Consider the following 24,776-nt stretch of genomic DNA (forward strand, 5'->3'; position numbering starts at 1 on the left):
CGTTGAGCGAGCATAGGGACGTACCTGCGCACCTCATTCACGGCCTATTCCACCGTCACGCTCTTGGCGAGATTCCTCGGCTGATCCACATCCGCCCCGCGCAATACCGCAATATGATAGGCGAGGAGTTGAAGCGGGATGGTAAACAAAATCGGCGAAATCAGCGGATGGGTATCAGGAACGGTAAACACCGCATCCGCGATCTTGCCGAGCTCCCGCTCTCCTTCGGCCACGAAGGCAATCACCGGCGCGTGTCGGGCCTTCACTTCCATAAGATTGCTCACCGTCTTGTCGTACAATCGGTCCCGCGGCGCCAAGACCACCACCGGCATGTCTTTATCGATCAGCGCGATCGGGCCATGCTTCATCTCGCCCGCCGCATAGCCTTCGGCATGGATATAAGAAATTTCCTTGAGCTTCAGCGAGCCCTCCAGCGCGATCGGATAGTTGATGCCTCGCCCCAAAAACAAAAAGTTCCGCTTCTTGTAATACCGCTTGGCGATCGCCACGATTTCGGCTTCTCGCTGCAGCACACGCTCGACCAACACCGGCAACTGCACCAATCGGTCAAGCCAGGCTTTCCCATCTACCACCTTCATCACATTACGAACTCGCGCCAAATGCAAGGCCAGGAGATACAGCGCGGTGAGTTGCGCCGTAAAGGCTTTTGTCGAGGCGACACCGATCTCCGGCCCGCAGTGCGTGTACAGGACCCCGTCCGACTCGCGCGCCAGGGTACTCCCGACCACATTGACGATCGAGACCACGCGCGCGCCTTTCCGCTTCGCCTCTCGCGCGGCAGCCAGCGTATCGGCCGTCTCGCCGGATTGAGAAATCGTAATGAACAAGTCGTTCTTGCCGACGAGCGGATCGCGATAGCGAAACTCGCTGGCAATATCCACCTGAACCGGAGTGCGAACCATTTCTTCAAATAGATACTTTCCGACTTGCCCCGCATGCCAGGACGTGCCGCAGGCGACGATCCAGATCCGCTCAACCGCGGCGAATTCCTTCGCCGTCAAACCGATATCGGGCAGATCCGCTTCCCCGGTTTCATAGGAATACCGTCCGCGCATGGTATCAAGAATAGTCTGCGGCTGTTCGTGAATTTCTTTCAGCATGAAGTGGGGATAGCCGCTTTTCTCCGCCGCCGATGCATCCCAGGTAATCGTCGACGATTTGCGCACGACGGCATGGCCGTCGACGTCGGTGAGATCCACCTGGTGCTGAGTGACCACCGCCACGTCCCCCTCTTCGAGATAGGTCACATCTCGCGTATGCGCCAGCATCGCCATCACATCGGAGGCGACATACGAGGCGTGTTTCGTCCGACCGACGACGAGCGGACAGCCCGCCCGAGCGGCAATCAAGGTTCCGGGTTCCCGTTCCGAGATGACCGCCAGCGCATAACTGCCCCGTACGTCCTTCGTCGCGAGCCGCACCGCGTCGGCCAGCTTATTTTCCTTCTGAAGGTACTTGTCGATCAAATGGGCGACCACTTCCGTATCGGTTTCCGATGCGAATTTGTAGCCGTCTTTTTGCAACTGTTGCTTCAGCTCTTGGTAATTTTCGATAATCCCGTTGTGCACCAACACACAGCCTTTCGACCGGTGCGGATGGGCATTCTGTTCCGAGGGTTTCCCATGGGTCGCCCATCGAGTATGGCCGATTCCGACCGTCCCCTTGAGCTCGTTCGTTTTGAGCGAATTTTGGAGATTGACCAGCTTTCCCACGCTCCGTTTGACGACGATTTTCTCCCCCTGCATGATGGCCACACCCGATGAGTCGTAGCCTCGATACTCCAGCTTGGCCAATCCCCCGATGAGGATCGGAACCGCATCTTGATTGCCGACATATCCGACGATCCCACACATAGCCGTTGCTCCCAGGCCTGAGTTGACTGACGGACGAACGAACAATCCGCCGCGATCATCCTCTCGATGACTTTGCGCGCCCCCGCTTCATCGTACTCGAAGTTGTTCCGGTCTTCTGTTTCTTCGACTTGCTGATGACCTTCGTTGAATCTTCGCCCGGCGTACCGGCGCTCAGCAACATCCGACGTTTCGCTGCCCAGCCGACTCGATTGACCTGCAACACCCGGGCGATCGCCAACGAATCGGCCGGCACATTCTGCGTCACGGTCGTCCCCGCCGCCACCACCGATCCCTCTCCTATGGTGACCGGCGCAATCAGCTGCGTGTCACTCCCGAGAAATACGTTCTTGCCGATCACGGTTTGATGTTTGCGCACGCCGTCGTAGTTACAGGTGATAGTGCCGGCACCGATGTTGACCCCTTCGGCAATCGTGGCATCACCCAAATAACTGAGGTGATTGGCCTTGGATCCTTCGCCCAATTCGGTTTTCTTCATCTCGACGAAATTTCCGACTTTCGCTTTCCGCCTGATCACCACGCCCGGGCGAAGATGGACGAACGGTCCCAGATGCGCGTCATCATCCACTTCCGACGCAGCGAGCACACAGGAGTCCAAAATCTCGACATGATTACCGATCACGCAATCGGTGATGCGGGTCCCGGAGCGGATTGTCGTCCCTTCACCGATACTGGTTGTGCCTTCGAGACTTACGTGTGGATAAAGCACTGTATCTCGTCCAATGGTGACTCCGGCGTCAATCCACACAGAACCAGGATCCCGCATCGTGACTCCGGCTTCAAGCCAGCGCTCGCGAATCTGCTGACGGACAACCTGTTCCGCGGCCGCCAGCTGTTGCCTGGTATTGACTCCCAGCCCCTCTTCGGGATCTTGAAGAGTCACTGCCGCAACCAGCCGCCCTTGGGCGACCGCCATCTGAACAATATCCGTCAGATAGTATTCATGCTGAGCGTTGCGAGGCTCCAGCTTATCGAGGGCGTCAAAGAGAAAGGCTCCGGACACGACATACGTGCCCACGTTGATTTCTTTCGTGGCCCGTTCTACCGGAGTGGCATCACGATCTTCGACGATCTTCAGCACGTCGGACGAAGCGGACTGCCGGCGGATGACCCGGCCATAGCCGCTGGGATCATCGAGCGTCGCCGTCAAAATCGTCACAGTGGCGCCCTCGGACTGATGGATTCTCAACAGTTCGCGCGCCGTCTCTTCCTTCAACAACGGAGTGTCGCCGTTCAAGATAAGATAATTCGTCGGATGCGCCTCATCACCCCCATAAAATGCGGGGCGGCTTTGCATCACGGCATGGCCGGTTCCGAGTTGCTCGGCTTGCTCGACGATGTTCACAGACTTTGACCCCGGCCGACCCGCGATACCTGAGTCGATCACGTGCCGAACCCTGTCGGATTGATGCCCGACCACAACCGCGATGCGATGGCCCGCGAGTCGGAGCGCCACATCAACGGCGTAGAGAACCATCGGTTTCCCCGCGACATGATGCAGCACTTTGACTTGGTCGGACTTCATCCGTTTGCCCAACCCGGCCGCCATCACGATCACGCCTAAGCCGGGAATGCGCGAGACCGTCATGCATGGATCGACTGATTGTTTCATCGAGGACTCCGAAAATGAGAAGGTCGCCATTGCGTATCAGACACCCTATCTATCCGATCGGCACACCGGCATCCGGCTGTTTGACCTGGTTCCACTTCGACTCCCCCTTCAGCGCTGATGCCATGGCGCCGGACGGCGTATAGAGACCGCCCGATACGATCAGTTTCATCGCTTCTTCAATACTGATATCAACAGAGATCACTTCCCGTTCCGGCACTAAGAGAAAATAGCCCGACGTCGGGTTGGGCGAGGTGGGCACGTAGACATGAATCAACGCCTCCTGGCCCAATGCCGTGGTTTCGCCTTTCGTCATGCCGGTCACGAATGCAAAACAATAATGGCCGTTCTTCGGGAATTGAATCAAGACCACACGCCGATAGGACCCTCGCTCCGAAAACGACAGAATATCCATCATCGATTTCAATGTGGAATATATCCCCCGGACAAGAGGAAGCCGGTTGAGCCAATCCTCCCAGTGACCCACGATCTGACGCCCGATGAAGTTCGCCGCGAACAATCCGACTAAAAAGATGAGCAGGATCAGTGTTACGATCCCGAGGCCAGGGATGTAGTGATCCGGCACCAATTCCGCGACGGCATCGCCTAAGATGCCGTCCACCGCGACAAACAGGGTCTTCAGGACAAGAATGGTGCCCCAGATAGGAGTGACCAGCAAGAGTCCCGTCAGAAAATACCGTCTTAGCGCGGTCTTGAGCATGAATCACCGGCACCCAATCACAGGGAGAATATTCAGTGGTTCATCTTACAGAGTTCCGGACAAACCCCGCAAGTATTTTATTGTAAATTTCAACAGGTTATGTGACTTGACTGGAACAATTCATAAAAGGTACCGCTCTTGCTATTCGCTTCGACCTGACATAGGATCGCTCCCCGATTGCGACTGCTGATGAAAATCGCCGATGAGTAGAACATCCAAAAAATCGACGGGCATCTTCATCACGCTGGAAGGCGGTGAAGGAAGCGGAAAAACGACACATGCTCGAAGGCTGTGTGAGCGGCTGACCACGCAAGGCCTGGACGTGTTGCGCACCAGAGAACCGGGAGGGACGCTTCTCGCTGAACGTCTGCGAAGCATCCTGCTCGACCAGTCGGCGGAAACCATCGCCCCCGAAACGGAAGCCTGCCTCATTCTGGCTGCGAGACGCCAGCATGTCGATCACGTCATCAAACCCGCGCTCGCGCAAGGCAAGACCGTCGTCTGCGATCGATTTTCAGACTCGACGATGGCCTATCAAGGATATGGACGGGGATTGGATCTCCGAGTGTTACGCACGATGAACGACTGGGCGACCGGAAAGTTGGCTCCCCAGCTCACGTTGCTCTTCGACGTCCCCGTCGCCGTCGGACTTGGTCGCCGCCGCGGCCACGCCGCCCCTCAAAATCGACTCGATCGAGAAGCCGAACGATTTCACAGGAAAATCCGCGCGGGATTTCAGGCGTTGGCACGACGAGAACCGCGACGCATCATGGTCATCGATTCCACTCAATCTCTGGAGTCTGTGGCGCAAACCGTGGAAAAACTGGTCATGAACTGGCTCAAGACTTATCGCACACGGACATCGAGACGCCGATAATCCATGCCTTTCGCCGATATCACAGGCCACGAGCAACCCATCTCCCTCCTTCAGGCGGCCTTGGGCAATGGACGCTTGGCCCATGCGTATCTGTTCCACGGCGAAACCAACATCGGCAAGTTGATGACCGCCGTGAGGCTGGCCCAAGCCCTCGACTGCGAGCAACCCTCTCAGACAGAGGCGCAGGACAGCTGCGGCCGGTGCCGATCTTGCCTGCAAATAGCCGCTCGAACGCACCCGGATTACTTCGTCATCGAGCCGGATCCGAAAGCCTCGACGCCGCAAATCAAAATCGAGCAAGTACGGGAGATCGAACAACAGTTCGTCTATCGCCCACTCATCGGGGAACGAAAGATTTGCCTGATCGACGACGCGGACCGCTTGACGATCGGCGCAGCCAACGCGCTCCTCAAGACCTTAGAGGAGCCTCCCGGTGATAGTCTCTTTATCCTCGTGACCAGCCGGCTCCATGCGCTTCCCATCACCATTCGATCACGCTGCCAAGCGCTCCGTTTCACCACGCCTGCCCGCACGCAAGTTGAGGCGGCATTGATCCTCAAGCGGGAACTTCCTCCTGCCGATGCCCGCTTCCTGGCGGTCTTCGCCGATGGCCGCATCGGAGAAGCCCTCACGGTGAATGTGGCGGACGTTCGCGCGCGACAACAGGAATGCTTGGCATTGGTGAAGCCGGAAGGTTTGACGTCAAGCGCGACGATCCTCTCGGCAGCGGAAAGCTTGGCGAAGACGGACCGTGGAGAAGAAACGCTGGCATGGCTGACGCGATGGATTCGTGATCTGATCATCGTCATCGTGGAGGGAGATCCGGATCAAATCCTTCACTTCGGCCAACTCGACGACCTGCGACGCTACGCCCAGCGGGCGGACATCGATGCTCTGCTGACTCTGTTGAACGACATCGAGCGAACCGAGCAGCAAGCCACGCGGCACCTCAACGTGCAGATGGCGCTGGAAACCATTCTGCTTCGCCTGCGCGAAGCGCTCGGGCTTGTCCCCGCCGGAGCCGCGACCTAGCCAAAAGCCGCGCCAACCTGATATCTTGCCTTCGTTATGGCAACGGATACCACGTTTTACATCACCACTCCGATTTACTACGTCAACGACGTCCCGCATATCGGTCATGCCTATACCACCGTCGCGGCGGACGTGCTGGCGCGCTATTGGCGGCTGCGCGGACGCGAGGTGTTTTTCCTCACCGGTCTCGATGAACATGGCCAGAAAGTGCAACAGGCGGCCGCCAAGGCCGGCATCGCCCCGCAAGCCCACTGCGACAAACTCGCGCCGCAATTCGAGCAACTCTGGAACAAACTGAACATCTCGAATAACGCCTTCATCAGAACGACGGATCCCGAGCACGCATCCATCGTCCGGCGATATCTTCAACAGCTCTACGACAAGCAGCTGATTTACAAGGATTCATACACGGGATGGTATTGCACGTTCGATGAACGGTTCTGGACCGAGAAAGATGTGGAGTCCGGGCTCTGTCCGGACTGCAAGCGCCCCGTCGAACAGCTCAGCGAGCACAACTACTTCTTCAAGATGGGGCAATATCAGGACCGCTTGATCGAGCACATCAAGACGCATCCGGGTTTCATTCGCCCGGAGTCGCGACGCAATGAAGTCCTCGGATTTTTACAAACCCAGAAGCTCGGCGACCTCTCGATCTCGCGGCCCAAGTCACGGCTGTCGTGGGGAATCGAACTGCCGTTCGATGACAACTATGTCACCTATGTCTGGTTCGATGCCCTGGTCAATTACATGTCCGCGTTGGAATATCTCCCTCGCGAAAAACCGGCCGGCCATCGATTCTGGCCGGCCACTGTCCACCTCGTCGGGAAGGATATCTTGACGACACATGCCGTCTACTGGTCCACGATGCTCATGGCATTGAACCTTCCATTGCCCGAGACCATCTTCGCCCATGGCTGGTGGACCGTCGACGGCGAAAAGATGTCGAAGAGCCGCGGCAACGTCGTCGACCCGAACCAGATGGTCGAACATTTCGGCGCGGATGCGTTTCGCTATTTCTTGCTGCGCGAGGTGCCGTTTGGGCAAGATGGTGATTTTTCCCGGTCGGCCATGGTGACGCGGGTCAACAGCGATCTAGCCAATGGCCTCGGCAATCTGTTGAGCCGCACGCTCACCCTCATCGAGCGGACGCAAGGAGGGACGGTGCCGGCTCCCGGAGCGATCGGAACGGCTGAGCGAACACTGCAGCAAGCCGCCGTGACACTCTTGAACGAAGCGCTGTCGGACCATCTGGAGCAATTAGAGTTCAATCGAGCCTTGGAGGCCATTTGGCATGTCGTCCAACTTGCCAACCGGTATGTCGACAAGACTGCGCCTTGGACATTGGCCAAGCATGAAAGCGACGCGGAACAATTGAGAACGGTCCTCTACACGATGGCGGAGACGCTTCGCTGCCTGAGCCTGGCCACGTATTCTGTGATCCCAACGAGTGCGGAGTTGATCCGCGCTCAGCTTGGCATCCCGGCTGCATTCACAAGTTCTTTGCTGAGAAACAAGATCGAATGGGGCGGCCTCAAGCCCGGCACTCTCATCCATAAAGGACCGTCGCTGTTCCCGCGCATCGAATCAAAACCAGGAGCAAGACCCGTGACCGAATCATCCGTCCCTTCACAACCACCCCCCGCGGCACCGACACCCACGAGCACGCCGGCGCCTCCGGCCTCTCCGCAGATCACCATCGACGAATTCATGAAGATCCAGCTCAAAGCGGCGAAGGTGCTCTCCGCCGAGCGCGTGCCGAAATCGGAAAAGCTGATCAAGCTCCAAGTCTCCCTTGGCGCGGAACAGCGCCAAATCGTGGCCGGCATCGGGAAGAAGTACGAGCCGGACGCGCTGGTCGGCAAAACCATCGTGATCGTGGCCAACTTGAAGCCGGCCAAGCTGATGGGTATTGAATCGCAGGGCATGGTCCTCGCGGCTGGCGATGCCGACGTGCGAGGGCTGATCACCGTTCAGGAAGAAGTCGATCCCGGCACCAAGGTGAAATGACGCGGCGGTTTCCCCTTCTCCCGTTTGCACTGATTTTCTTGCTTATCCTGCTCCCTTGCGAAACGCCTCCGGCTCAAGGCCAGACACGTCCTGAGTCGCCCCTCAACGGACCGCAACCGACGACGGTGCTGGTCCGCGTCGTCGCCCATGGAGCGATGGTGTTGGGTCGCGAAGTCGGGGGAGCGCGCGTGACGATTACCGATGTCGCGAGCGGCCACATTCTGGCGACCGGCCTGCAGCAAGGCGAGGCCGGCGACCAGAATCAGATCATGCGCACTCCCCACCTGATGGAAGAGCCGATCTACAGTTCTCGCCCTTCCGCAACCTTCACCACGACGTTGGAACTGCAGAAACCGACGTTAGTGGAAATCTCCGCGGAAGGGCCACTCGCTTATCCCGCTGCCTTACAGAAGACCAGCAAGACTCTTCTCCTCATTCCTGGGCAGGACCTGACGCACGACGGCATCGTTCTGCACCTCTCCGGCTACCTGGTGCAAATCGAACGACCCACGCCACGCGAGGCGCTCATCGCGAAGGACGACGTCAAACTCCGCGCCTCCATTCGAACCCTGTCAGGCTCCTTGGTCCGCCCCCATGGAGATTGGGATTCGCGGAAGATCCGTATTTATGGAGAGGTCTTGATCGGAGACCGAATCATTGAGCAGCTGCAATTGTTTTACGACGAAGGAAGCCGCACGTTTGAAGCGCCGTTCTTTGTGCCGCCGTCGAAGGAGGTCCCCGACGGAATCAGGCTGCGGGTCATTGCGACTGATCTTTCGACCGGCAATTCAGGAATGGATCAGGCCACCTATCCAGTGCTAAGCGAGCGCCTCCCGCCGAAACCCGTCCGCTAGTTCAGCGACCAACTCCTTCATACAAACCTGGGGCAAGACTTGCCGCGTCGTCTTTCCCGTGCGAAACTGTCATTCATGACGACGCTCGCCTCATACGCGCATCTTCGATCACGGCTCCGCCTGTCATTGGCCATCAATGCCGTGATCATCTCGGCTGAGTTCGTCGGCGGCTGGCTCCTCAACAGCATCGGACTCATGAGCGACGCAGGCCACAACCTGGTCGATCAAGGGTCGCTTTTCCTGGCCCTCTATGCCCATCTCCTTACCGCGCGTCCAGCCTCCGAGAGCCGGACCTTCGGCTACCATCGAGCCGGCATCATCGCGGCATTTCTCAATAGTTTCATCCTTCTGCTGACCGCATTCGGCATCGCCCTGGTCGGCGTGAAGCGACTCCTGCAACCGGTTCCCGTCGATGGGGGATGGGTGATGGCCGTCGCGGCCGTCAGCTTCCTGGCCAATCTCGGCATCGCCCTGTTGCTCCAGCATGGGGCGAAAGACGACCTGAACATTCGGAGCGCATTCTGGCACATGTTAGGAGACGCCTGGGTCTCGCTCGGCGTGATTGTGAGCGGCGGCGCCATTCTCCTGACAGGATGGACCGTCCTCGATCCGCTCGTGAGTCTCCTGATCGTCGGAGTCATTCTCCGAGGAGCTTGGCCGATCTTTAAAGAATCGATGGAGGTGCTGCTGGAATCAACCCCCCCCGGCATCAGCGCGTCTCAGGTGGCCGCGACTATGGAGGCCGTCCCCGGCGTCACGAACGTGCACGATCTTCACATCTGGGCCGTCGAACCTCGGCTGATCATGTTGACCAGCCACGTGATGATCGATCCTCATCGAATCCCTTTGGAGTTACTGCAGTTGATCCAGAACCGGATCACGACGGACTTCGGCATCAAACACATGACCATTCAATTGGAAACCGAATGCTGCGATCCCGACGACATCCACTGTGATCTTCGGAAGCTGACCGGACACCACCACGAACCACAGACCTTCGCGCATCATCATTGACCGTCCCACTTCTTCTAAACGTCACATCCCGTTTCATTCGACGCGCCGGTGAACCCAGTTGACATCATCACCAGAACCGATACACTGAGCCTATGATTTCTGAAGAGTTTCTCGCCCGACCCCGACAAATCGCTCGAGAGGTCGCCACACTTGCTCGATGCGTGCTGGGCTCTGACATTGAGGTCATTTGGTTCGGTTCGTGGCCGAAAGGTATGGCTCACTCCCATGCCGACATTGATATCGCCGTTTCCGGATGTGCGAAATTTCCCCCTGAACGACTCGCTGAACTCCGTATCGGAATAGAGGATATGGCAACACTGCACGAAATCGACCTCGTTGATCTGCACACCGTCGGCAAGCGATTCCAGCAAGAAATTCTTCGTCATGGAATTCGCTTATGACCACAAGACTCGACAGCTTCGCCACAGCCATTACACGGTTCAGCGAAGCCCTCAACGCTCCCGCAACCGATCTCACACGAGACGCCGCCATTCAACGGTTTGAGTTTTGCTTCGAGTTGGCCTGGAAAGTGATTCAAGAACGAGCACGGACGGAAGGACTCGACTGCCAATCTCCAAAAGGCTGCCTCAAGCTGGCTTACAAGAACAGCTGGATCAACGACGAAGCCGGATGGCTGGCCATGCTTGAAGATCGGAACCGCACCGCCCACACCTATGACGAAACGCTCGCCAAAGATGTGTATCGCCGACTTCCTGCGCATCTGCCGCTGCTGCTGGCATTGAACACCTACCTACGAGGCGCACAGACATAGGGATTGAGTTGCCGTAGTTGATTCAAAACCGGATTGCCATAGACTTCGGCATCAAATACATGACCGGCCATCACCACGAAACATAGACCTTCGCGCATCAGCATTGACCATTCAGTCAAGGCCGCCACGCAGCTTTGGCTTGCTAACGCATCCATGGAACGACGTATCATCCCAAATAGTCCATCGCCGATCTGATCTTCAAGAAAGATCATCGTGAAAAGATCCAGGACCAATCGTTTGACGGTCGGCTTTCAATGCGGTACCCTATTGTCACTCACATATAGGAGCCAACCATGAAATTCATCACCGTACGGGACTTGCGCGGTCGTTCTGGGCAAGTATGGACCAAGCTCGCTCGTGAACGAGAGGTCATTCTCACATCAAACGGCAAGCCGATCGCTATTCTCTCCGCCGTCTCGGAAGATACCCTTGAAGAGTCACTGACAGCCGTCAGACGCGCGAGAGCCGTAGCTGCTGTGGAGAAGATGCAACGGCAGTCCATCCAATTCGGGACGGACAAAATTCCTTTGAGAGAAATCGCCGCCGAGATCAGAGCAACTCGAAAGACTCACCGCCGGTGAACGTAGTGGTCGACACGAATGTGCTTATTGCAGGGCTACTGTCTCCGTTTGGACCACCCGGTGAAATTATCAGAATGATCGCCACGGGTACTTTACGTGTGTGCTACGATGCCAGAATACTCACAGAGTATGACGAGGTTCTTGCCAGACCAAGGTTCAGATTTCATCCCGGGCACGTTCAGGCATTGCTCGACCAGATAAAAGCAGAGGGATTGAGCGTCGCAGGGCATCCATTGCCAACCAGACTTCCTGATCCCACCGATGAACCCTTTCTAGAAACTGCTCTCGCTGGAAAGGCCGACTGCCTGATTACAGGAAATGCCAAACATTTTCCATTTGGCAAACGTCAAGGGATAGCCGTGCTTTCGCCTCGGGAATTTCTCGATCGCTACCGTGATGGACAAAAGACAAGATAGAAGCCGGCATAGAGAAATGAACTTCGGCGTTAAGCATATGACCATTCCACTGGAAACCGAATGCCGCGATCCGGACGACATCCACTGCGACCTTCGAAAGCTGACCGGCCATCACCCCGAAACACAACCTTCGCGCACCGTCGTTAAGCATTCATGGTCTTTGCAACTCAGTTCTCGCACGATCCCGCCTCACGGCCTGCACAATCTCTTTCCCGCTCAACGTAGCACTGCGTTTTTCAGCTACTACACAACATCCGTGGCGTGACGGCGTTTTCGCCGAAGCAGTTCATACCGCAATGCTTCGGTCACTACTTGGCTTCGAGACTTACCGTCCTTACACCTGAAGGTCGCGCAACTACTAGCATCCAAAGAATCATCAGTGTGAATCATGTTGAAACAAAAAACGCACACGGAAGCGGCGCACTCGTCAGGAATACATGTGCGACATTTCGAAGGAGAAACCAATGGCACATCTTGCCGCGAGTAAGGCACGACAAGGTTTTGCAGATACGATCAATCGCGCGGGGTATGGAAAGGAACGGGTCGTCGTGCGGTGGCGCGGGAAAGAAATTGCCGCCGTGGTACCGATTGACGACTTGCGCCTCTTGGAAGAGTTAGAGGATCGGATCGATCTCACCGATGCCTGGGCAGCACTCGCCGAAACGAAAAAGAAAGGAGCAAGGCCGCTCGACGTGATTCTTAAGGATTTCGGTTTCTGGGTTTCCATGGCCTACTCGATCCTTCTGGCTCCCCCTGCCGAGCGTCAGCTCAAAGCGTCCGCCCAAGCGACTCAAAAGCGAATCATCACGCGCCTAAAAACCCTCCAATGTAATCCGTGTCCCCAGGGCCTTACGAAACTCGCGGGAGAAAGCAATCTTTACCCTATCCGAGACGGCAGCTACCGGGTCATTTACACGATTCAAGATAAAGAACTGATCGTGCTTGTCGTGAAGACCGGCGATCGGAAAGAAGTGTATCGGTGAGCCAGCGAAAACAGTCTTTCCGCACTCACCTCGGTATAATGATCAATGCTCGATTGATGAGTGCACGAGGCGGCCGAAAAGAGATCAAACACCGTACTTGACTTCATGTCCTACCTCACCCGCCAGAAATTTGCGGTTCCCCTCGACCGTGATCTGGTCGCCCACGACTGGCGCCGGCGCGGCTACGCCTGCGATATGTTTACCGATCCACCCGGCAGAGAGTGGAATGATTTCGTCCATATGACGAACGAGCTGGTGACCGTGATGGATGGGAGGCTCAGGCTCATCATCGACGGAGAAGAGATCATCGCGGAGCCGGGCGACGAAGTGTTTATTCCTCAAGGAGTCCGCCATTCCGTCAAGAATGTCTCCTCTTTCACGACCCGTTGGTTGTATGGGTATGATTAGGGGAGAAAGGGTTACGAAGTATCTCTTGCCGGGTTGATTCTGCTGCGAATCTTGACCGGCGCACCTCTAATTTCGGCCTGACAAACAATCATACATTTCTGGTATCCTACGCTCGCTTCTTCACTACCTGAACTCACTACCTGTGACTCTCTAAAGGGGGAAAACAGATGTTTCCCAAATCCATACGCAACTCTCTCGTCGTCGTGTCCTTATTGCTGTCCTTGACGGGTTGTTTCGCCAAGCAGTATGTCATTCGCCCACCGGCACCGACGCTGCTGCCGCCGACCCAGCCCCCCCTCGCGCCCGCCATAGAGTCCGCCATCAGCTTTCCTGTCCAGATGAACCTCGCGCCGTTTCTGGCTACCGTCAACGATGAGAGCGTCATTCCCAAAGCGTTCGATCAATCAGGCAATCCCATCAAGCACTCGAAAGGCCTTGAACACAAGTATTATATAGAGCGGGATGATTTTACGACCGAACGTTCCGACTCCTACCAGCCCATGAGCCAGGACCAAGGTGTCGCGCTCCGCGATTGGTGGAAGGGAATCGACCTTCCGGGGACTCATCTCCCCCTCACCGCTGAACTTCGTTCTCACCTCGGCGCGCATGCGCCCACTCCCGCCGTCAAGGCACCAGCCGACTGCGGCGCCGGCCAGGAGCGGCTGCGAAAAACGACGTTGCATGGTGGTGTTGCAATCGGCATGACTCCGAACTACGGTCTGTCCGCGTCCGTCGCTGATGTCGCAGTCAACACCGTTGATACGTGTACCTCTCGCATCACCACGACCGACCTTCCCCAAGACCTCAGGAACAGATTGACGGACACCGTACGAGGAGGCCTCCATCACGCGGTTGCGCGTCTTAATGCGAACACGGTTCGCCCTCAAGTGGAAGAAGTATGGAACGGGTTGCGTACCCCCATCCGATTGGAGCCGAACTCGTGGCTCCACTTCAACATCGAAAAGATCAAACACGATGAGTTCTCGATCGCGAGACAGAGTCTTCACGACACTCTGCACATCATTGCCACACCTGTGATCGTCTTCGGTTCCGAGCCACCTGCGGCCGCCACCGCGCTTCCCCAACTCGATATACAACCGGCTTCTCCCGGATTCCACGTCGTCGCTGACTTGCCGCTGGACTATCCCTCGCTGTCCCAATCACTTGCGTCGCGGTTGAAGGGAAAGCGGGTCGCCGTGAAGGGAGACTTCATTGTCATCACTGATGCGGCAATTTTGGGCCGTGGCGGCAATCAAGTGGTTCTGCGGATTGGGTTTGGGGGAGATGCGATCGGCCACCTGTATTTCGTGGGGAAACCTGAAATGAACACGTTGACACAATCCATCCAGATCGGCGGCCTCCGCTTGGACCACGACTCCGAACAGCTCCTGGAGAAAAGCGGCCCCGATTGGCTTGCCCGCTCTTCGCTCAGAGAACTCGTCATGAGCGAGGCCGTGCTCGGCGTCTCTCCGGCAAGCGATCGCATGCGAGACCTGCTTCGAACGGCGCTGAATCGAACTGTCAGTCAGACGCTCTCCCTACAGGGAAAGGTAGAGTCGGTGCAAGGTATCGGGGTGTTCGCCGACGTGAATGCGCTGTACGTTCGAATGATGAGCGACGGATCGCTCAATCTGAAGGTCGACGGCAGGCCGTGATTCCCGTTATCACCGCCAAAAGGCAATCCGGTAGCCGGCCTTTCTTAATCCACGATCACGACGTTAGCACTCGCCGCGCCGAACAAACCACAATCGCCTTGTGGAACCGTTCAGTCGCCATGAGGCGCAGCACATGCCGAAGATAAGAAGAGCGTCAGCGATGACCTGTAAGTCCTCCGAGCTGAGTTAAGCGGATCATCGTACGAGCCCACACATTATCCTGGGCCGGCTGCGACAACGCACAGAGTTCTCTTCGGCTGTTTCATTCGACGCCATCACGGAGAGCATTTTCCCCTTCCTAATCACGGCAGCAGCCATTAGGATAGTTCCATGTCTATGGATCTGCCCATTCAGCAAGATGATCTTGATCGTCTCATTGCCGGCACTCACTGGGCCCCTCACACGGTCCTAGGCCCACATCCCACGGCGATCGACGGTCGCCCCGGCTTTGCGATCCGAGCCTGGCTTCCTCAGATCAACGACGTGGCGGTCGTATCCGACTCCATCCCCAGACCTATGACTCGCATTCGTGAAGAGGGACTGTATGAGGCGCTGCTTCCAGATAATACAACACTCGCGCCATCCTACAAGCTTCGCGTCACATACCATAACGGCACCGTCGCCGACATTCATGATCCCTATGCCTTTCCTCCGCTGTTGACGGATTTTGAACTACATCTCTTTACAGAAGGAACCCTGTACAAGGCCTATAACAGTTTCGGCGCCCACCTCCGCACTGTTGAGGGCGTCTGTGGAGTTCACTTTGTAGTGTGGGCTCCCAATGCTGCCCGCGTGAGCATCGTCGGCGATTTCAATGGATGGAATGGGCTCTGTCATCCCATGGCGAGTCGAGGACCAACCGGGCTCTGGGAACTTTTCATGCCCGATCTACCGGATGGCACTCTCTATAAATTTGAGATCCGCTCACGAGCATGCGGCGATCTGTTGAGGAAAGCCGATCCCTACGCCGTCGCGAGCGAGCTCCGGCCGCGGACTGCCTCAGTCGTGCGTGACTTGTCCACCTATGCCTGGCATGACGGCACATGGATGGCGTCCCGATCCGAATGGGATCCGCTGACGGCTCCCCTCTCCATCTATGAAGTCCATCTCGGGTCATGGATGCGGGTACCGGAGGAAAACAATCGCTGGCTGACCTATGAAGAACTCGCCGCGAAATTGATCCCCTACGCAAGGGATCTGGGCTACACACACCTGGAACTCATGCCGGTAACGGAACATCCGTTCGATGGGTCATGGGGATATCAAGCCACCGGCTACTTTGCCGCCACCAGCCGATACGGAAATCCCACAAGGTTCATGGCGTTTGTCGATGCCGCGCATCAAGCCGGCCTCGGCGTGATCATGGACTGGGCGCCGGCGCACTTTCCTGACGATCCCCATGGATTGGCCCAATTCGACGGCACACACCTCTATGACCATGCCGATCCGCGCCTCGGCTATCACCCCGATTGGCACAGCCGCATTTTCAATTACGATCGAGTCGAGGTGCGCACCTTTCTCCTGAACAGCGCCCTCTTCTGGTTGGACAAGTACCACATCGACGGATTGCGCGTCGACGCCGTGGCGTCCATGCTCTACCTCGACTACGGCAGACAGTCCGGTGAATGGATTCCCAATGAATTTGGGGGCAAGGAGAATCTTGGAGCCGTCTCGCTCCTGAAAGAACTCAACGTCCTCGTCCATCGAGAATTCCCCGGAGCCGTCACGATCGCGGAAGAATCCACCTCATGGCCCGGTGTCTCTCGGCCGACCTATACGGGAGGGCTTGGCTTTACGTTCAAGTGGAACATGGGGTGGATGCACGATATGCTGACCTTTTTCCAGCACGACCCGATCTACCGCCGGTTCCATCAGAACCAACTGACGTTCGGTCTGCTCTACGCCTTCAGTGAGAATTTTGTCCTCGCCCTCTCCCATGACGAAGTGGTGCACGGCAAACGGACGTTGCTCGACAAAATGCCCGGCGATGTCTGGCAGCGGTTTGCAAACCTCCGGCTGCTCTACGGCTATATGTACAGCCACCCCGGCAAGAAAATGCTGTTCATGGGCGGAGAGTTCGGCCAGTGGCGCGAATGGAACCATGACTCCAGCTTGGATTGGCATCTCTGCGAGGATGAACCGCATCGTGGACTGCAACGTTTGATCCGCGACCTGAACCGAGTCTATCGCGAGGAACCGGCGCTGCACGAAGCCGACTTTGACTGGAGCGGATTTCAGTGGATTGATTTCAGCGACGCCGACAACTCCGTCATCGCGTTCCTTCGAAAGGCGAAAAGCACGCAAGCGGCCATCATCTGCCTGTGCAATTTCACGCCGGTGCCTCGCCACCATTACCGCATCGGTGTCCCCGAAGCCGGTTGGTATCGGGAGCTGATCAACACGGACGGGATCGCGTACGGCGGCAGCAATATGGGTAACGGCGGCGGTGTTCACACGACCGAAACCCCGAGCCATAGCTTCCCGTACTCACTGACGATCACTCTCCCACCCCTGTCCATCCTCTTATTGAAGCGATAGCCTGCCGACGAGCGGTAGGCCGCGCCAGTGGAGAGGAAAATCGAAGATATTCACCAAGCCTATCCATCGCCTGTACGAACGGGCGTTTGCCCAGGCCGTAGGTTGAGCCTCCGAGGGATGTGGCTCGCCGCCGGCGGGCTTTTCCGGATCCTGTCAAGTAAGGAGGGTGTTCGTTTGGTGATTGAGGAGAGAGCTACCAATGCCGGAAGGGGCCTGAATCCAAATGCACGTAGCTCGAACGTTTGTAGGAGCCGATCCCTCCGTACTGCAGTTCAAGCGCGGCTTGGCGAAGCTTCGTGGTGGGAACACCGGGGATCAAAAGATCAATCGCTTGTCCCTGCATGTGTAAGCTGTTCTTGGCGACATGTCGATCCGTCCGAACCAACATGGCGTTGTACTCGGGAGACCGAAACCCTGAAATCACATGAATCTCTTGCCGACTACCGAGTTTCGCTTGCACCAAATTCACATGCTCCAGTACACGCACATCAATAGCGCCGACCTCACCCGTGTAATGGCAGCGCAAGAGGTAATTCACATCATCGAGCGCCGGGAGATCATAGTTCCCATCTTCGTCTCGGTAGGTGACATCCAACCGCTCATTGGTCCACACGTTCACCAACGTCAGCCTGCCTTCTGGAAGCTCACGAGCCTGTACCGGCTGCGGGCCGACTAACCGGTCACTCAGTAAGAGAGTGCCCACCAAGGAAATCTGAAGAAACGCTCGCCTGGTCCAGATCCATTTGGACTGATCTGTAGTGTTCACTGAAAGAGCTCCTACAAAGATATGGACGGTAAATCATTCAAAGAACGTTTGGCTTGTAACAAAAATCCAAATTGGGGTCAAATAATTTGTCCCCAGAGGCCTTAAATAACCTCATCACGCCCGATAATCGTATGCAATTACATTCATATTAACATTAATTACTGTATGAATTTTCATCCAATATCGAAAATGAGGTGCTGTGGTCATCCATCAGGATGCCTTGCGGTGATGGTTTACAGGATGAGGCCAATCGGACTCATTTTCGTTTCACCTCTTGCACCTATGCTAAAAATCAATTTCTTTCTAGACTGTATCCTGGGTGCCGAGTAAGATCAAAAATACTCAGTCGAGTACGTAGAGTATGTATGGCCACTATCCTAGTCATTGACGACGAACAATCCATCCGAGGACTGCTGAAAGAAGTCCTGGTCAAGGCAGGGCACCGCGTGCTTGAAGCCGAGGATGGACGCAAAGGGCTTATGCTCTATCAGAAGGAGCCGATCGATCTCGTGATCATGGACTTGTTGATGCCGGAAACGGACGGCCTTGAAGCCACGCTTCAACTCACCCGCGAATATGTCGATGCCAAAGTGATCGCGATCACGGGAGCGCAAGGCGACCACAACTTCCTCGATGTTGCGAAACTCTTCGGCGCACGGCGAGCCTTTGAGAAGCCATTCGACATCAACAGGTTGCTTGATGCGGTGAAAGAAGAACTCGCAGCCTAAATCACGAAGAAGACTCCTTCCACCCTCGCTCTTCCATCCGATTGCCTCACAGCCGAACTCCCTCGCACGACACAGACAGACAAGCGCCGAACGTACAACCGTAACAATGCCAATGCATTATGCTTGCTCTTCGTCCACGGTCAAGACCGTGACGCATCATGTATACTGACGACATCGGATGCATCGAGACAATCATTGCGCTTTTGAGATGATCGTACGATGAGGCGTTGCACGGAATTGAAGCCGAAGAGCCGAGTGCTGTGGTTCTTACTGGCCGTCCTCTCTATCGCTCCCCTGCTCCCATTGAGCAATTTTGTCGGACATCCGCACTGGGACCACATTCGTTGGATCCCTTTTCAAGATTTTGCTCTTTCGCGGAACATGCTGAAGGACATCGTCGGTAACACGCTCTGGTTTATGATGCTCGGCTATCTGCTTCACTACCGACTGAATAAGGATTCACGCGCTCTCCGGACCATTGCCACGATCACCGCCATCGCAGGCGGCATCTCGCTGTCGATTGAATTCTTCCAAGTCTTCTGCCACAACCGCATCGCTTCGATAACGGACGTGATATGCAATGTGCTCGGCGCCGGTCTCGGTGGGTACCTTGCTGAGAAACAGCGTGCCGACAGCTACAGGACGATGACCAGCAACGTGGCTATGGAAGGTGAAGGGTCAAAAACGATTCGATAGATGCCCACGCTTTACAGGCTGAACCTCCCGCTGGACCCGAGCAACCCTTTGATCACGGTCGCGTGCTGAGTGTTTTCCGCGCTAGCCCTCGCATCATGGCGGAATCGGCATACCCCACTTCACTCAACGCATCCATCAGATGCAGCCCCTTCGAAGAGACCAATTCCTTTGCCTTCGCATAGTTCTTCGCGCTGAACCGCGCAACCGCCGGCTGACCGTTCACGATCTGGCAGGCCAACAGCTCGCCGTTCACTTCGAGCGTCCCACCCTGTTCGATCAGCATTTTGGCCTGAGCCTCGGTGATACCGTGAAGTCCGGCAAAATCTTGCACTCCCCCGGTCTCGACAAGCCGGCCATCCGGCATGATGCAAAGCCGTTTGAAATGCGGCGACCAGTCCTTGCGGAAATCGATATACTTGATGTCGCCGCCCTTGGCGACGGCGCGATCCAACGTTCGATAGTCCAACCCCAAATTCTTCTCTTCAAGCTTGGCTTTCAGCTCGGTGGGCAACGTTTTGCGAAAGACCTCCAGCGCGGCATCCAAGAGCGACCGCGCTCTGGTTCGAACCATTTGCTCAACCTCGGCAAATTGCATGAGATCCAAGGTCCATGTTTGTTTCGGCGCTCGGGCGGACGGGTCGATCCAGCAGGCAAACAAGCCTCGCGTGAGCACGCCACCGACCTCGGGATACACGTACGTTCCGCCTTCAGTCAGTAAGATCGTCATCGTCTCAAGCGGCACGTCATAGCTCTCCGAAAGAATCTTGGCGTGGGCCGGGAGATCCTCGGCCTCCGTCATCGCGCAGACAGTCACATTCCCCGGGGCGTCAAACTCAGAATAATCCTCGACGATGTTATAAAGCACCGTCCGCTTCGGCTTGTCTGCTTTCCGTTTTATCTTGAACACTCTCAGTTCGTCCTACGTTTCAAAATGTCTCAGGTGGCGAGTTCCGGATTTCGAATTTCTGGACCGACCTACAACATGAAACTCGAAACCGGAAACTTCGGCACGAGATGCGCTTCACGAGATACGCTTCACGTTCGCATACGGCGGCAAGGTCTGCAAGCGTCGATCCTCCACCGGCCCACCGATCGTAAAATGGTAGAGAGATTGAAGCGCCTCACTCTGAATGCCGACGATCTCGTGAACCGGATCATCGAAGAAGCAGCCGATCCCCGTCGCCCGCACTCCTCCCGCTTCCGCTTCCAAATACAAAACCTGCCCGAGCAAGCCCGCCTCCCAAAACATGCGTGGATACCACCAGGCGCCCCGTTCCCGCAAGCTCCCCTCAAACTCGGCCAACATCCCGAACGAGAACGCACTGTCGCCGGCAATGTCCTGGTGGCAACTCACCTGCGCGGCTATTTTTCTGGCATCGCCTTCGAGCAACCGATAGAAAGGCAGCCCCTCGGGACAATCTGGTACGCTGGACCATGTCAGTTCGGGATTCATGGCTTGTTGAACGAACGATACCTTTCTGCTGTCCCGCACAAGACAATACAGCCCGGGCGCGAGCCCATCCACACGATGGACGAATATCAACAGATGAATGACCGGATCATAGGGCCAGGCATCCCACGGCATCGGCCGTTCCAACTGCGAACATTCAGCCGACGGCATGACCTGCTGCATCATCCGAAAGAATGACGAAGCGGATATCGACGTCTTGCCGTCAAACGACATGGCGCTGCGGCGCTGGCGAATGATTTGGCCGGCCGATGTGCCGGCGTCGTTCGTCATTCGTGAAGCCCGCGTCGCCCGCTCAGCGAGACCCTCGGCTTCGCCGCGAGGCGAGCGAGCGTGAAGCGCATCGGATGAAGGTGGTGAACCGGCGCGAACCGAAACCGTCAGGTTGTCAGCCTGTGTTTTCCACGAAGCCTCGGCCACTTCGTCGATAATGTCCCAGTGGACCCCATGCTCTTGGCTCAATCGATTCGCCTTCCCGTGCCAGGTCGCACCGGCCAACTCCTTCACAATCGCCCTATCGAGGAACAACGGCATCTCCGGATGCTCGCGCTTCACGAACGACGCGGGCTGAGCGGGCGACGCGGGCTTCACGTTTTCGGATGGCCAGATCACCGCCAGACAGTCAGGATGTTCCAGCTCAGCCTCTGCAAAGTCTTCCTTGCGATCAGTCCCGAGCGCCATCGCCACCGTGTCTTGGTCCACACCATCCAGCAGGGTCATGTTCCAACCGAGCGTGGCCGCGGCAATCCGCGCGCTTCCGATCGCATGGCCGACATCATGATTGCAATATCGAAACGCCCGCTCGCCGTATTTCCAAGCCTCACGCCAATGAACGGAGGTAAGTCCGAGGAGGAAGGCACCAGAAGGGAACAGCGCCAACAACCGACCAACCGGATCCGCAGGGAACTCAGCGCGCCATTCCAGCCCATGCTCCTTCGGCGCGTAATGGTACAATCCCGGCGCCAAGTCGAGTCCGTCGATTTTCGGTAGAACGACATAGCCTTCCGTAGGATGTAAATTACCGGACGACGGATTGCTTCGCAGCGCCCATTCCGATTCCCCCGCCTTTTTCCAAGCGGACAAGGCCAAGGCAAATTCGAAGAAACGGGACAAGGTGCTCAAGCTGACAGACTGACTGGGCACAGTCCCCTGTTCGTAAATCGCTTCATACGCCGGCGAAAGCGGCTCTTCGTCAGGCCTAAGCAAGGGAAGGGAGATTAATCGGGCCCCCTCAAACCGCCGGAAGGGATCAGGTTGATTCGCCCAATCAAGATACCCCAACGAGCGGGCATAACGATTGAAATGGTGCTTGGTCCTAATGTGATAGTGGATGACTCGATCGATAGGATCAACCGAGACAGGTTCAGCTGCTGAAGCATGAGATGAGTCTTTATCGATCATAACAGTGATTTAAGCAGTCTACAGAGCGAGGAGAAGGAAAGTAAATGCGGTGCATCGGGCAACTGTTGCAATGCTTCTCGGTGATGCAATAAAGAAAGACGGTGTGTTCCTAAAATCCCTATCCGCACGCTCCTGAAAGCAGATTTCCGGCATTTTTCTTTACACCTAAAACGCATCGGCGAATGGTGGTCGGTGCGAGTCGGCGACCACTATCGGGTCACTTGGCTTGGAAGCCCCAGATGGAATACAGTGGATCCGAATCTGACCCATGCCGACTACGACAAGATACGTGACCGATATTGAGTCCCCTTATGCGCTTTGATCCGGCCCTTGCTGCACAAGAAGCTTTTCATCAAGCCGAGGTCGAACTCGGCATCGATTGGGATATGGCTGTGGAGCTAGAGGAAACGTTTTCCTCCAATGCCGGTTCGACCGCGCGCGAAGCCTACGAAGGCTTGCTTGCCCTGGCCCGGCAGTACCCCCAGGCTCATTCCTTCCAAGCCTTCTGCATCTATATCACTTGGCAGCAAGTCACAGAGGAGACGATCGCGCGGCACTTCGAGACGGGCGTGAAGTTGTGTGAAGCCTATCTCGTGAAGCGTGAAGCGAGAACGGGACTGGATGGTGAACAAATCGAGGAGCTGTACGGATCATTCCGGGCTGGATTGGGTCTGGAGGAAGAGGACGAAATTCAGGCCGAATATAAGAAAGACACGCCAAAGGGCGGAGACTGACTCGAGCCGTATCTCGTGAAGCGTCATTCGTATTGCGCTTCGGAGGTGGTTTCGATCCTGCGCTTCACGCTTCACGAATAACGCTTCACGATCCCATGGCTGAAAACCATAAACATCGCGCTCGCATCTTTCTTCATCGCGGCGATCTGGTCCAGGCTCACGCGGCCTGGGAAGCGGCGGTGGCCGATGACCGAATGGCCGGCGATCGGCAAGCGCTGTCGGATTCTCTTGGGAACCTTGGCAACACCTGCGCCCTCATGAACGATTTTCCACGCGCGGAACAGTGCTATCGGGAGGTGCTCCAGATTCAACGGACCGAGCGCAATCTCACCGCCGTCGCCCATACCTTGGTCAACCTCGGCAACCTGCTTATCGCATCCGACCATCCGGAAAAAGCGCGCCCCTACTATCTTGAAGCGATGGATCTCTTACGCCAATTACAAGACCACCGAGGACTCGGCATTCTCTTCAACAACCTCGCATTGCAAGAGGCCCGTGACGGCCAATGGGATCAAGCCGTGGCCTCATTTAAGCAAGCGCTCGATCATCACCGAACGGTCGGCAACGAAGAAGGGCTCGCCGTCACCTATAGCCAGCTCGGCAAATGCTATCTCGATCACGACGATCTCCTGAGGGCCGAGCGTTGCCTGAACAACGCCTCGGAGCATTACATCAAACTCGGGAACGAACCGGCTGAGGCCGCGGTGCTCCGTCTCCTCGCAAAGGTGTACGAGACCCGCCGGGATACGGCCTCCGCTCGGCGATGCCTCACGCGTGTGGTGGCGCTCGATGCACGCTATGCGTTGCCTGAATTTCGAGCCGACTCCTCCCACCTTGCCGGGCTCGGTCCATCCGGATAACCCTTTCCGCCCCTCGCGATTCCATCAACTCGACCTGCAAGAACTTCTGGACAGAATTCAATCCTCTGCTAGCTTTGAAGCGTCACGCCCGGACGCCGGCAATCAAGTTTCACCTCACATAAGCCGACAAGATAGTGACCTGGAGATCGTATGACTTCGCTCGTTCGACAGTTCACGGCCCTGGCATTCGGAACGATGATGACGGCGTCCTTCGCCCAAGCCGGAGATGTCTCGCCCACCATCACGGTCGGCACGCAAGAGGTCGGACTCACCGCCGGCTACATATTCTCGCATCGCCTGACCCATCTGCACAAGACCCAACAACACGGACCGGCGCTGATGCCCTCCTGGATGATCACGCTGACCGATCCGGTGGGCGACGGCTGGTACCGCGGACAAGTCTCGCTCGGCGCGGAGATGGTCTACCTGGAGTTCCGAGAACCGTTACTGACGCACGGCATCGGGTTCACGCCGCGGATCAAATATACATTCGTCGCCTTGGGTCGGCTGCGGCCCTATGTGGAATTCACCGGCGGACCGTTCTGGACCGATCTGGGGGGCCGGATTCGGGAACAAGCCAACGAGTTCAATTTTATCCTGTCGGGTGGCGTAGGTGTGTCATGGTTCATCACACCACAACTCGCTTTCAACGCCGGGTATCGCTTCCATCACATTTCCAATGCCGGCACCGCCTTTCCAAATCTTGGTCTGAACGCGAGCCTCCCCTTTGCGGGATTTTCATTCTTTTTCTGAGGAGACGGCGA

The 24,776-nt window shown here is 56.5% G+C and carries 24 protein-coding genes and 1 pseudogene; 18 read left to right on the plus strand and 7 right to left on the minus strand.

Annotated elements, in window-relative coordinates; genetic code table 11:
• Window positions 1-44: 44 nt before the first annotated feature.
• The 3 genes and pseudogenes from glmS to COMA2_RS06390 form a co-directional block, all read right to left on the minus strand.
• A complete protein-coding gene (gene glmS / locus COMA2_RS06380) occupies window positions 45-1,874 on the minus strand; it encodes a glutamine--fructose-6-phosphate transaminase (isomerizing) (RefSeq protein ID WP_090895671.1) in 1,830 nt (609 codons plus the stop codon).
• 181 nt (window positions 1,875-2,055) lie between these two features.
• Window positions 2,056-3,465, minus strand: a pseudogene (gene glmU, locus COMA2_RS06385) (bifunctional UDP-N-acetylglucosamine diphosphorylase/glucosamine-1-phosphate N-acetyltransferase GlmU); the annotation flags it as partial.
• Window positions 3,466-3,553: 88 nt separating this feature from the next.
• Window positions 3,554-4,222 (minus strand): DUF502 domain-containing protein, encoded by a 669-nt coding sequence (locus COMA2_RS06390; protein WP_090895673.1) that lies wholly within the window; start codon window positions 4,220-4,222, stop codon window positions 3,554-3,556.
• Between the two features lie 202 nt (window positions 4,223-4,424).
• On the opposite strand from COMA2_RS06390, the gene tmk reads away from it, so the two are divergent.
• The 7 genes from tmk to COMA2_RS06425 all read left to right on the plus strand — a co-directional run bounded on the left by tmk (window position 4,425) and on the right by COMA2_RS06425 (window position 10,778).
• Window positions 4,425-5,099: a dTMP kinase gene (gene tmk, locus COMA2_RS06395; RefSeq protein WP_090895675.1), complete on the plus strand. Its 675-nt coding sequence runs from the start codon at window positions 4,425-4,427 to the stop codon at window positions 5,097-5,099.
• A gap of 3 nt (window positions 5,100-5,102) precedes the next feature.
• Window positions 5,103-6,131, plus strand: a complete 1,029-nt coding sequence (holB, locus tag COMA2_RS06400; protein WP_090895677.1) for a DNA polymerase III subunit delta' — start codon at window positions 5,103-5,105, stop codon at window positions 6,129-6,131.
• Between the two features lie 36 nt (window positions 6,132-6,167).
• Complete coding sequence (metG, locus tag COMA2_RS06405) at window positions 6,168-8,138, plus strand: methionine--tRNA ligase (protein ID WP_090895678.1); 1,971 nt, start codon at window positions 6,168-6,170, stop codon at window positions 8,136-8,138.
• Window positions 8,135-8,992 (plus strand): hypothetical protein, encoded by an 858-nt coding sequence (locus COMA2_RS06410; protein WP_090895680.1) that lies wholly within the window; start codon window positions 8,135-8,137, stop codon window positions 8,990-8,992. Before metG ends, COMA2_RS06410 begins: the two co-directional genes overlap by 4 nt.
• Before the next feature lie 75 nt (window positions 8,993-9,067).
• Window positions 9,068-10,006 (plus strand): cation diffusion facilitator family transporter, encoded by a 939-nt coding sequence (locus tag COMA2_RS06415; protein ID WP_090895682.1) that lies wholly within the window; start codon window positions 9,068-9,070, stop codon window positions 10,004-10,006.
• Window positions 10,007-10,098: 92 nt separating this feature from the next.
• Complete coding sequence (locus COMA2_RS21270) at window positions 10,099-10,407, plus strand: nucleotidyltransferase domain-containing protein (protein ID WP_175304431.1); 309 nt, start codon at window positions 10,099-10,101, stop codon at window positions 10,405-10,407.
• Window positions 10,404-10,778, plus strand: coding sequence for an HI0074 family nucleotidyltransferase substrate-binding subunit (locus tag COMA2_RS06425; protein ID WP_090895685.1), 375 nt, complete (start codon window positions 10,404-10,406; stop codon window positions 10,776-10,778). The genes COMA2_RS21270 and COMA2_RS06425 overlap by 4 nt, the downstream gene beginning before the upstream one ends.
• On the opposite strand, the gene COMA2_RS06430 is transcribed toward COMA2_RS06425, so the two are convergent.
• The gene (locus tag COMA2_RS06430; protein WP_090895687.1) at window positions 10,754-10,990 is read right to left on the minus strand and encodes a hypothetical protein; all 237 of its coding nucleotides are present in this window, start codon (window positions 10,988-10,990) and stop codon (window positions 10,754-10,756) included. The genes COMA2_RS06425 and COMA2_RS06430 overlap by 25 nt on opposite strands.
• Window positions 10,991-11,071: 81 nt before the next feature.
• Here COMA2_RS06430 and COMA2_RS06435 point away from each other — a divergent pair, with 81 nt between their 5' ends.
• The 6 genes from COMA2_RS06435 to glgB all read left to right on the plus strand — a co-directional run bounded on the left by COMA2_RS06435 (window position 11,072) and on the right by glgB (window position 17,359).
• On the plus strand, window positions 11,072-11,359 hold the full coding sequence (locus COMA2_RS06435) for a type II toxin-antitoxin system Phd/YefM family antitoxin (RefSeq protein ID WP_090895689.1): 288 nt from the start codon (window positions 11,072-11,074) through the stop codon (window positions 11,357-11,359).
• Window positions 11,356-11,775, plus strand: a complete 420-nt coding sequence (locus tag COMA2_RS06440) for a putative toxin-antitoxin system toxin component, PIN family (RefSeq protein ID WP_090895692.1) — start codon at window positions 11,356-11,358, stop codon at window positions 11,773-11,775. The genes COMA2_RS06435 and COMA2_RS06440 overlap by 4 nt, the downstream gene beginning before the upstream one ends.
• Window positions 11,776-12,239: 464 nt before the next feature.
• The gene (locus COMA2_RS20705; RefSeq protein WP_245630901.1) at window positions 12,240-12,758 is read left to right on the plus strand and encodes a type II toxin-antitoxin system prevent-host-death family antitoxin; all 519 of its coding nucleotides are present in this window, start codon (window positions 12,240-12,242) and stop codon (window positions 12,756-12,758) included.
• Between the two features lie 105 nt (window positions 12,759-12,863).
• Complete coding sequence (locus COMA2_RS06460) at window positions 12,864-13,166, plus strand: cupin domain-containing protein (RefSeq protein ID WP_090895696.1); 303 nt, start codon at window positions 12,864-12,866, stop codon at window positions 13,164-13,166.
• A 167-nt stretch (window positions 13,167-13,333) separates the two neighbouring features.
• Window positions 13,334-14,821 (plus strand): DUF4403 family protein, encoded by a 1,488-nt coding sequence (locus COMA2_RS06465; protein ID WP_090895698.1) that lies wholly within the window; start codon window positions 13,334-13,336, stop codon window positions 14,819-14,821.
• A gap of 330 nt (window positions 14,822-15,151) precedes the next feature.
• The gene (gene glgB, locus COMA2_RS06470) at window positions 15,152-17,359 is read left to right on the plus strand and encodes a 1,4-alpha-glucan branching protein GlgB (protein WP_245630903.1); all 2,208 of its coding nucleotides are present in this window, start codon (window positions 15,152-15,154) and stop codon (window positions 17,357-17,359) included.
• A 193-nt stretch (window positions 17,360-17,552) separates the two neighbouring features.
• Here the strand turns inward: glgB and COMA2_RS06475 are convergent, their stop codons facing one another.
• Window positions 17,553-18,125: a YcbK family protein gene (locus COMA2_RS06475; RefSeq protein WP_217490648.1), complete on the minus strand. Its 573-nt coding sequence runs from the start codon at window positions 18,123-18,125 to the stop codon at window positions 17,553-17,555.
• Window positions 18,126-18,490: 365 nt separating this feature from the next.
• Between COMA2_RS06475 and COMA2_RS06480 the strand changes: the two genes are divergently transcribed.
• Together COMA2_RS06480 and COMA2_RS06485 are read left to right on the plus strand one after the other, a co-directional pair.
• Entirely contained in the window at window positions 18,491-18,853 is a 363-nt protein-coding gene (locus COMA2_RS06480; RefSeq protein WP_090895702.1) for a response regulator, read from the plus strand.
• A 219-nt stretch (window positions 18,854-19,072) separates the two neighbouring features.
• On the plus strand, window positions 19,073-19,549 hold the full coding sequence (locus tag COMA2_RS06485; RefSeq protein ID WP_090895704.1) for a VanZ family protein: 477 nt from the start codon (window positions 19,073-19,075) through the stop codon (window positions 19,547-19,549).
• 52 nt (window positions 19,550-19,601) lie between these two features.
• Here the strand turns inward: COMA2_RS06485 and COMA2_RS06490 are convergent, their stop codons facing one another.
• Window positions 19,602-20,456, minus strand: a complete 855-nt coding sequence (locus COMA2_RS06490; RefSeq protein WP_090895706.1) for a hypothetical protein — start codon at window positions 20,454-20,456, stop codon at window positions 19,602-19,604.
• 114 nt (window positions 20,457-20,570) lie between these two features.
• Window positions 20,571-22,418, minus strand: a complete 1,848-nt coding sequence (locus COMA2_RS06495; RefSeq protein WP_090895707.1) for a SagB/ThcOx family dehydrogenase — start codon at window positions 22,416-22,418, stop codon at window positions 20,571-20,573.
• Window positions 22,419-22,729: 311 nt separating this feature from the next.
• Between COMA2_RS06495 and COMA2_RS06500 the strand changes: the two genes are divergently transcribed.
• The 3 genes from COMA2_RS06500 (at window position 22,730) to COMA2_RS06510 (ending at window position 24,765) form a co-directional block, all read left to right on the plus strand.
• Window positions 22,730-23,152, plus strand: a complete 423-nt coding sequence (locus COMA2_RS06500; RefSeq protein ID WP_090895709.1) for a hypothetical protein — start codon at window positions 22,730-22,732, stop codon at window positions 23,150-23,152.
• A 95-nt stretch (window positions 23,153-23,247) separates the two neighbouring features.
• Complete coding sequence (locus tag COMA2_RS06505; protein ID WP_090895711.1) at window positions 23,248-24,012, plus strand: tetratricopeptide repeat protein; 765 nt, start codon at window positions 23,248-23,250, stop codon at window positions 24,010-24,012.
• Window positions 24,013-24,162: 150 nt separating this feature from the next.
• Window positions 24,163-24,765 carry an acyloxyacyl hydrolase gene (locus tag COMA2_RS06510; protein WP_090895712.1) on the plus strand — a complete coding sequence of 201 codons (603 nt, stop codon included), beginning with the start codon at window positions 24,163-24,165 and terminating at the stop codon, window positions 24,763-24,765.
• Window positions 24,766-24,776 lie beyond the last annotated feature (11 nt).

This window comes from Candidatus Nitrospira nitrificans, assembly GCF_001458775.1.
GTDB classification, from domain to species: Bacteria; Nitrospirota; Nitrospiria; order Nitrospirales; family Nitrospiraceae; genus Nitrospira_D; species Nitrospira_D nitrificans.

Excerpts from the sequence above, each read along its gene's own strand:
- COMA2_RS06415 (WP_090895682.1), top strand. The coding sequence starts at position 9,068 with ATGACGACGCTCGCCTCATACGCGCATCTTCGATCACGGCTCCGCCTG.
- COMA2_RS20705 (WP_245630901.1), top strand. The coding sequence starts at position 12,240 with ATGGCACATCTTGCCGCGAGTAAGGCACGACAAGGTTTTGCAGATACG.
- COMA2_RS06435 (WP_090895689.1), top strand. The coding sequence starts at position 11,072 with ATGAAATTCATCACCGTACGGGACTTGCGCGGTCGTTCTGGGCAAGTA.
- COMA2_RS06485 (WP_090895704.1), top strand. The coding sequence starts at position 19,073 with ATGAGGCGTTGCACGGAATTGAAGCCGAAGAGCCGAGTGCTGTGGTTC.
- COMA2_RS06430 (WP_090895687.1), bottom strand. The coding sequence starts at position 10,990 with ATGATCTTTCTTGAAGATCAGATCGGCGATGGACTATTTGGGATGATA.
- COMA2_RS06465 (WP_090895698.1), top strand. The coding sequence starts at position 13,334 with ATGTTTCCCAAATCCATACGCAACTCTCTCGTCGTCGTGTCCTTATTG.
- COMA2_RS06425 (WP_090895685.1), top strand. The coding sequence starts at position 10,404 with ATGACCACAAGACTCGACAGCTTCGCCACAGCCATTACACGGTTCAGC.
- COMA2_RS06510 (WP_090895712.1), top strand. The coding sequence starts at position 24,163 with ATGACTTCGCTCGTTCGACAGTTCACGGCCCTGGCATTCGGAACGATG.
- COMA2_RS06500 (WP_090895709.1), top strand. The coding sequence starts at position 22,730 with ATGCGCTTTGATCCGGCCCTTGCTGCACAAGAAGCTTTTCATCAAGCC.
- tmk (WP_090895675.1), top strand. The coding sequence starts at position 4,425 with ATGAGTAGAACATCCAAAAAATCGACGGGCATCTTCATCACGCTGGAA.
- metG (WP_090895678.1), top strand. The coding sequence starts at position 6,168 with ATGGCAACGGATACCACGTTTTACATCACCACTCCGATTTACTACGTC.
- holB (WP_090895677.1), top strand. The coding sequence starts at position 5,103 with ATGCCTTTCGCCGATATCACAGGCCACGAGCAACCCATCTCCCTCCTT.
- COMA2_RS06495 (WP_090895707.1), bottom strand. The coding sequence starts at position 22,418 with ATGATCGATAAAGACTCATCTCATGCTTCAGCAGCTGAACCTGTCTCG.
- COMA2_RS06390 (WP_090895673.1), bottom strand. The coding sequence starts at position 4,222 with ATGCTCAAGACCGCGCTAAGACGGTATTTTCTGACGGGACTCTTGCTG.
- COMA2_RS06410 (WP_090895680.1), top strand. The coding sequence starts at position 8,135 with ATGACGCGGCGGTTTCCCCTTCTCCCGTTTGCACTGATTTTCTTGCTT.
- glmS (WP_090895671.1), bottom strand. The coding sequence starts at position 1,874 with ATGTGTGGGATCGTCGGATATGTCGGCAATCAAGATGCGGTTCCGATC.
- COMA2_RS06480 (WP_090895702.1), top strand. The coding sequence starts at position 18,491 with ATGGCCACTATCCTAGTCATTGACGACGAACAATCCATCCGAGGACTG.
- glgB (WP_245630903.1), top strand. The coding sequence starts at position 15,152 with ATGTCTATGGATCTGCCCATTCAGCAAGATGATCTTGATCGTCTCATT.
- COMA2_RS21270 (WP_175304431.1), top strand. The coding sequence starts at position 10,099 with ATGATTTCTGAAGAGTTTCTCGCCCGACCCCGACAAATCGCTCGAGAG.
- COMA2_RS06460 (WP_090895696.1), top strand. The coding sequence starts at position 12,864 with ATGTCCTACCTCACCCGCCAGAAATTTGCGGTTCCCCTCGACCGTGAT.
- COMA2_RS06505 (WP_090895711.1), top strand. The coding sequence starts at position 23,248 with ATGGCTGAAAACCATAAACATCGCGCTCGCATCTTTCTTCATCGCGGC.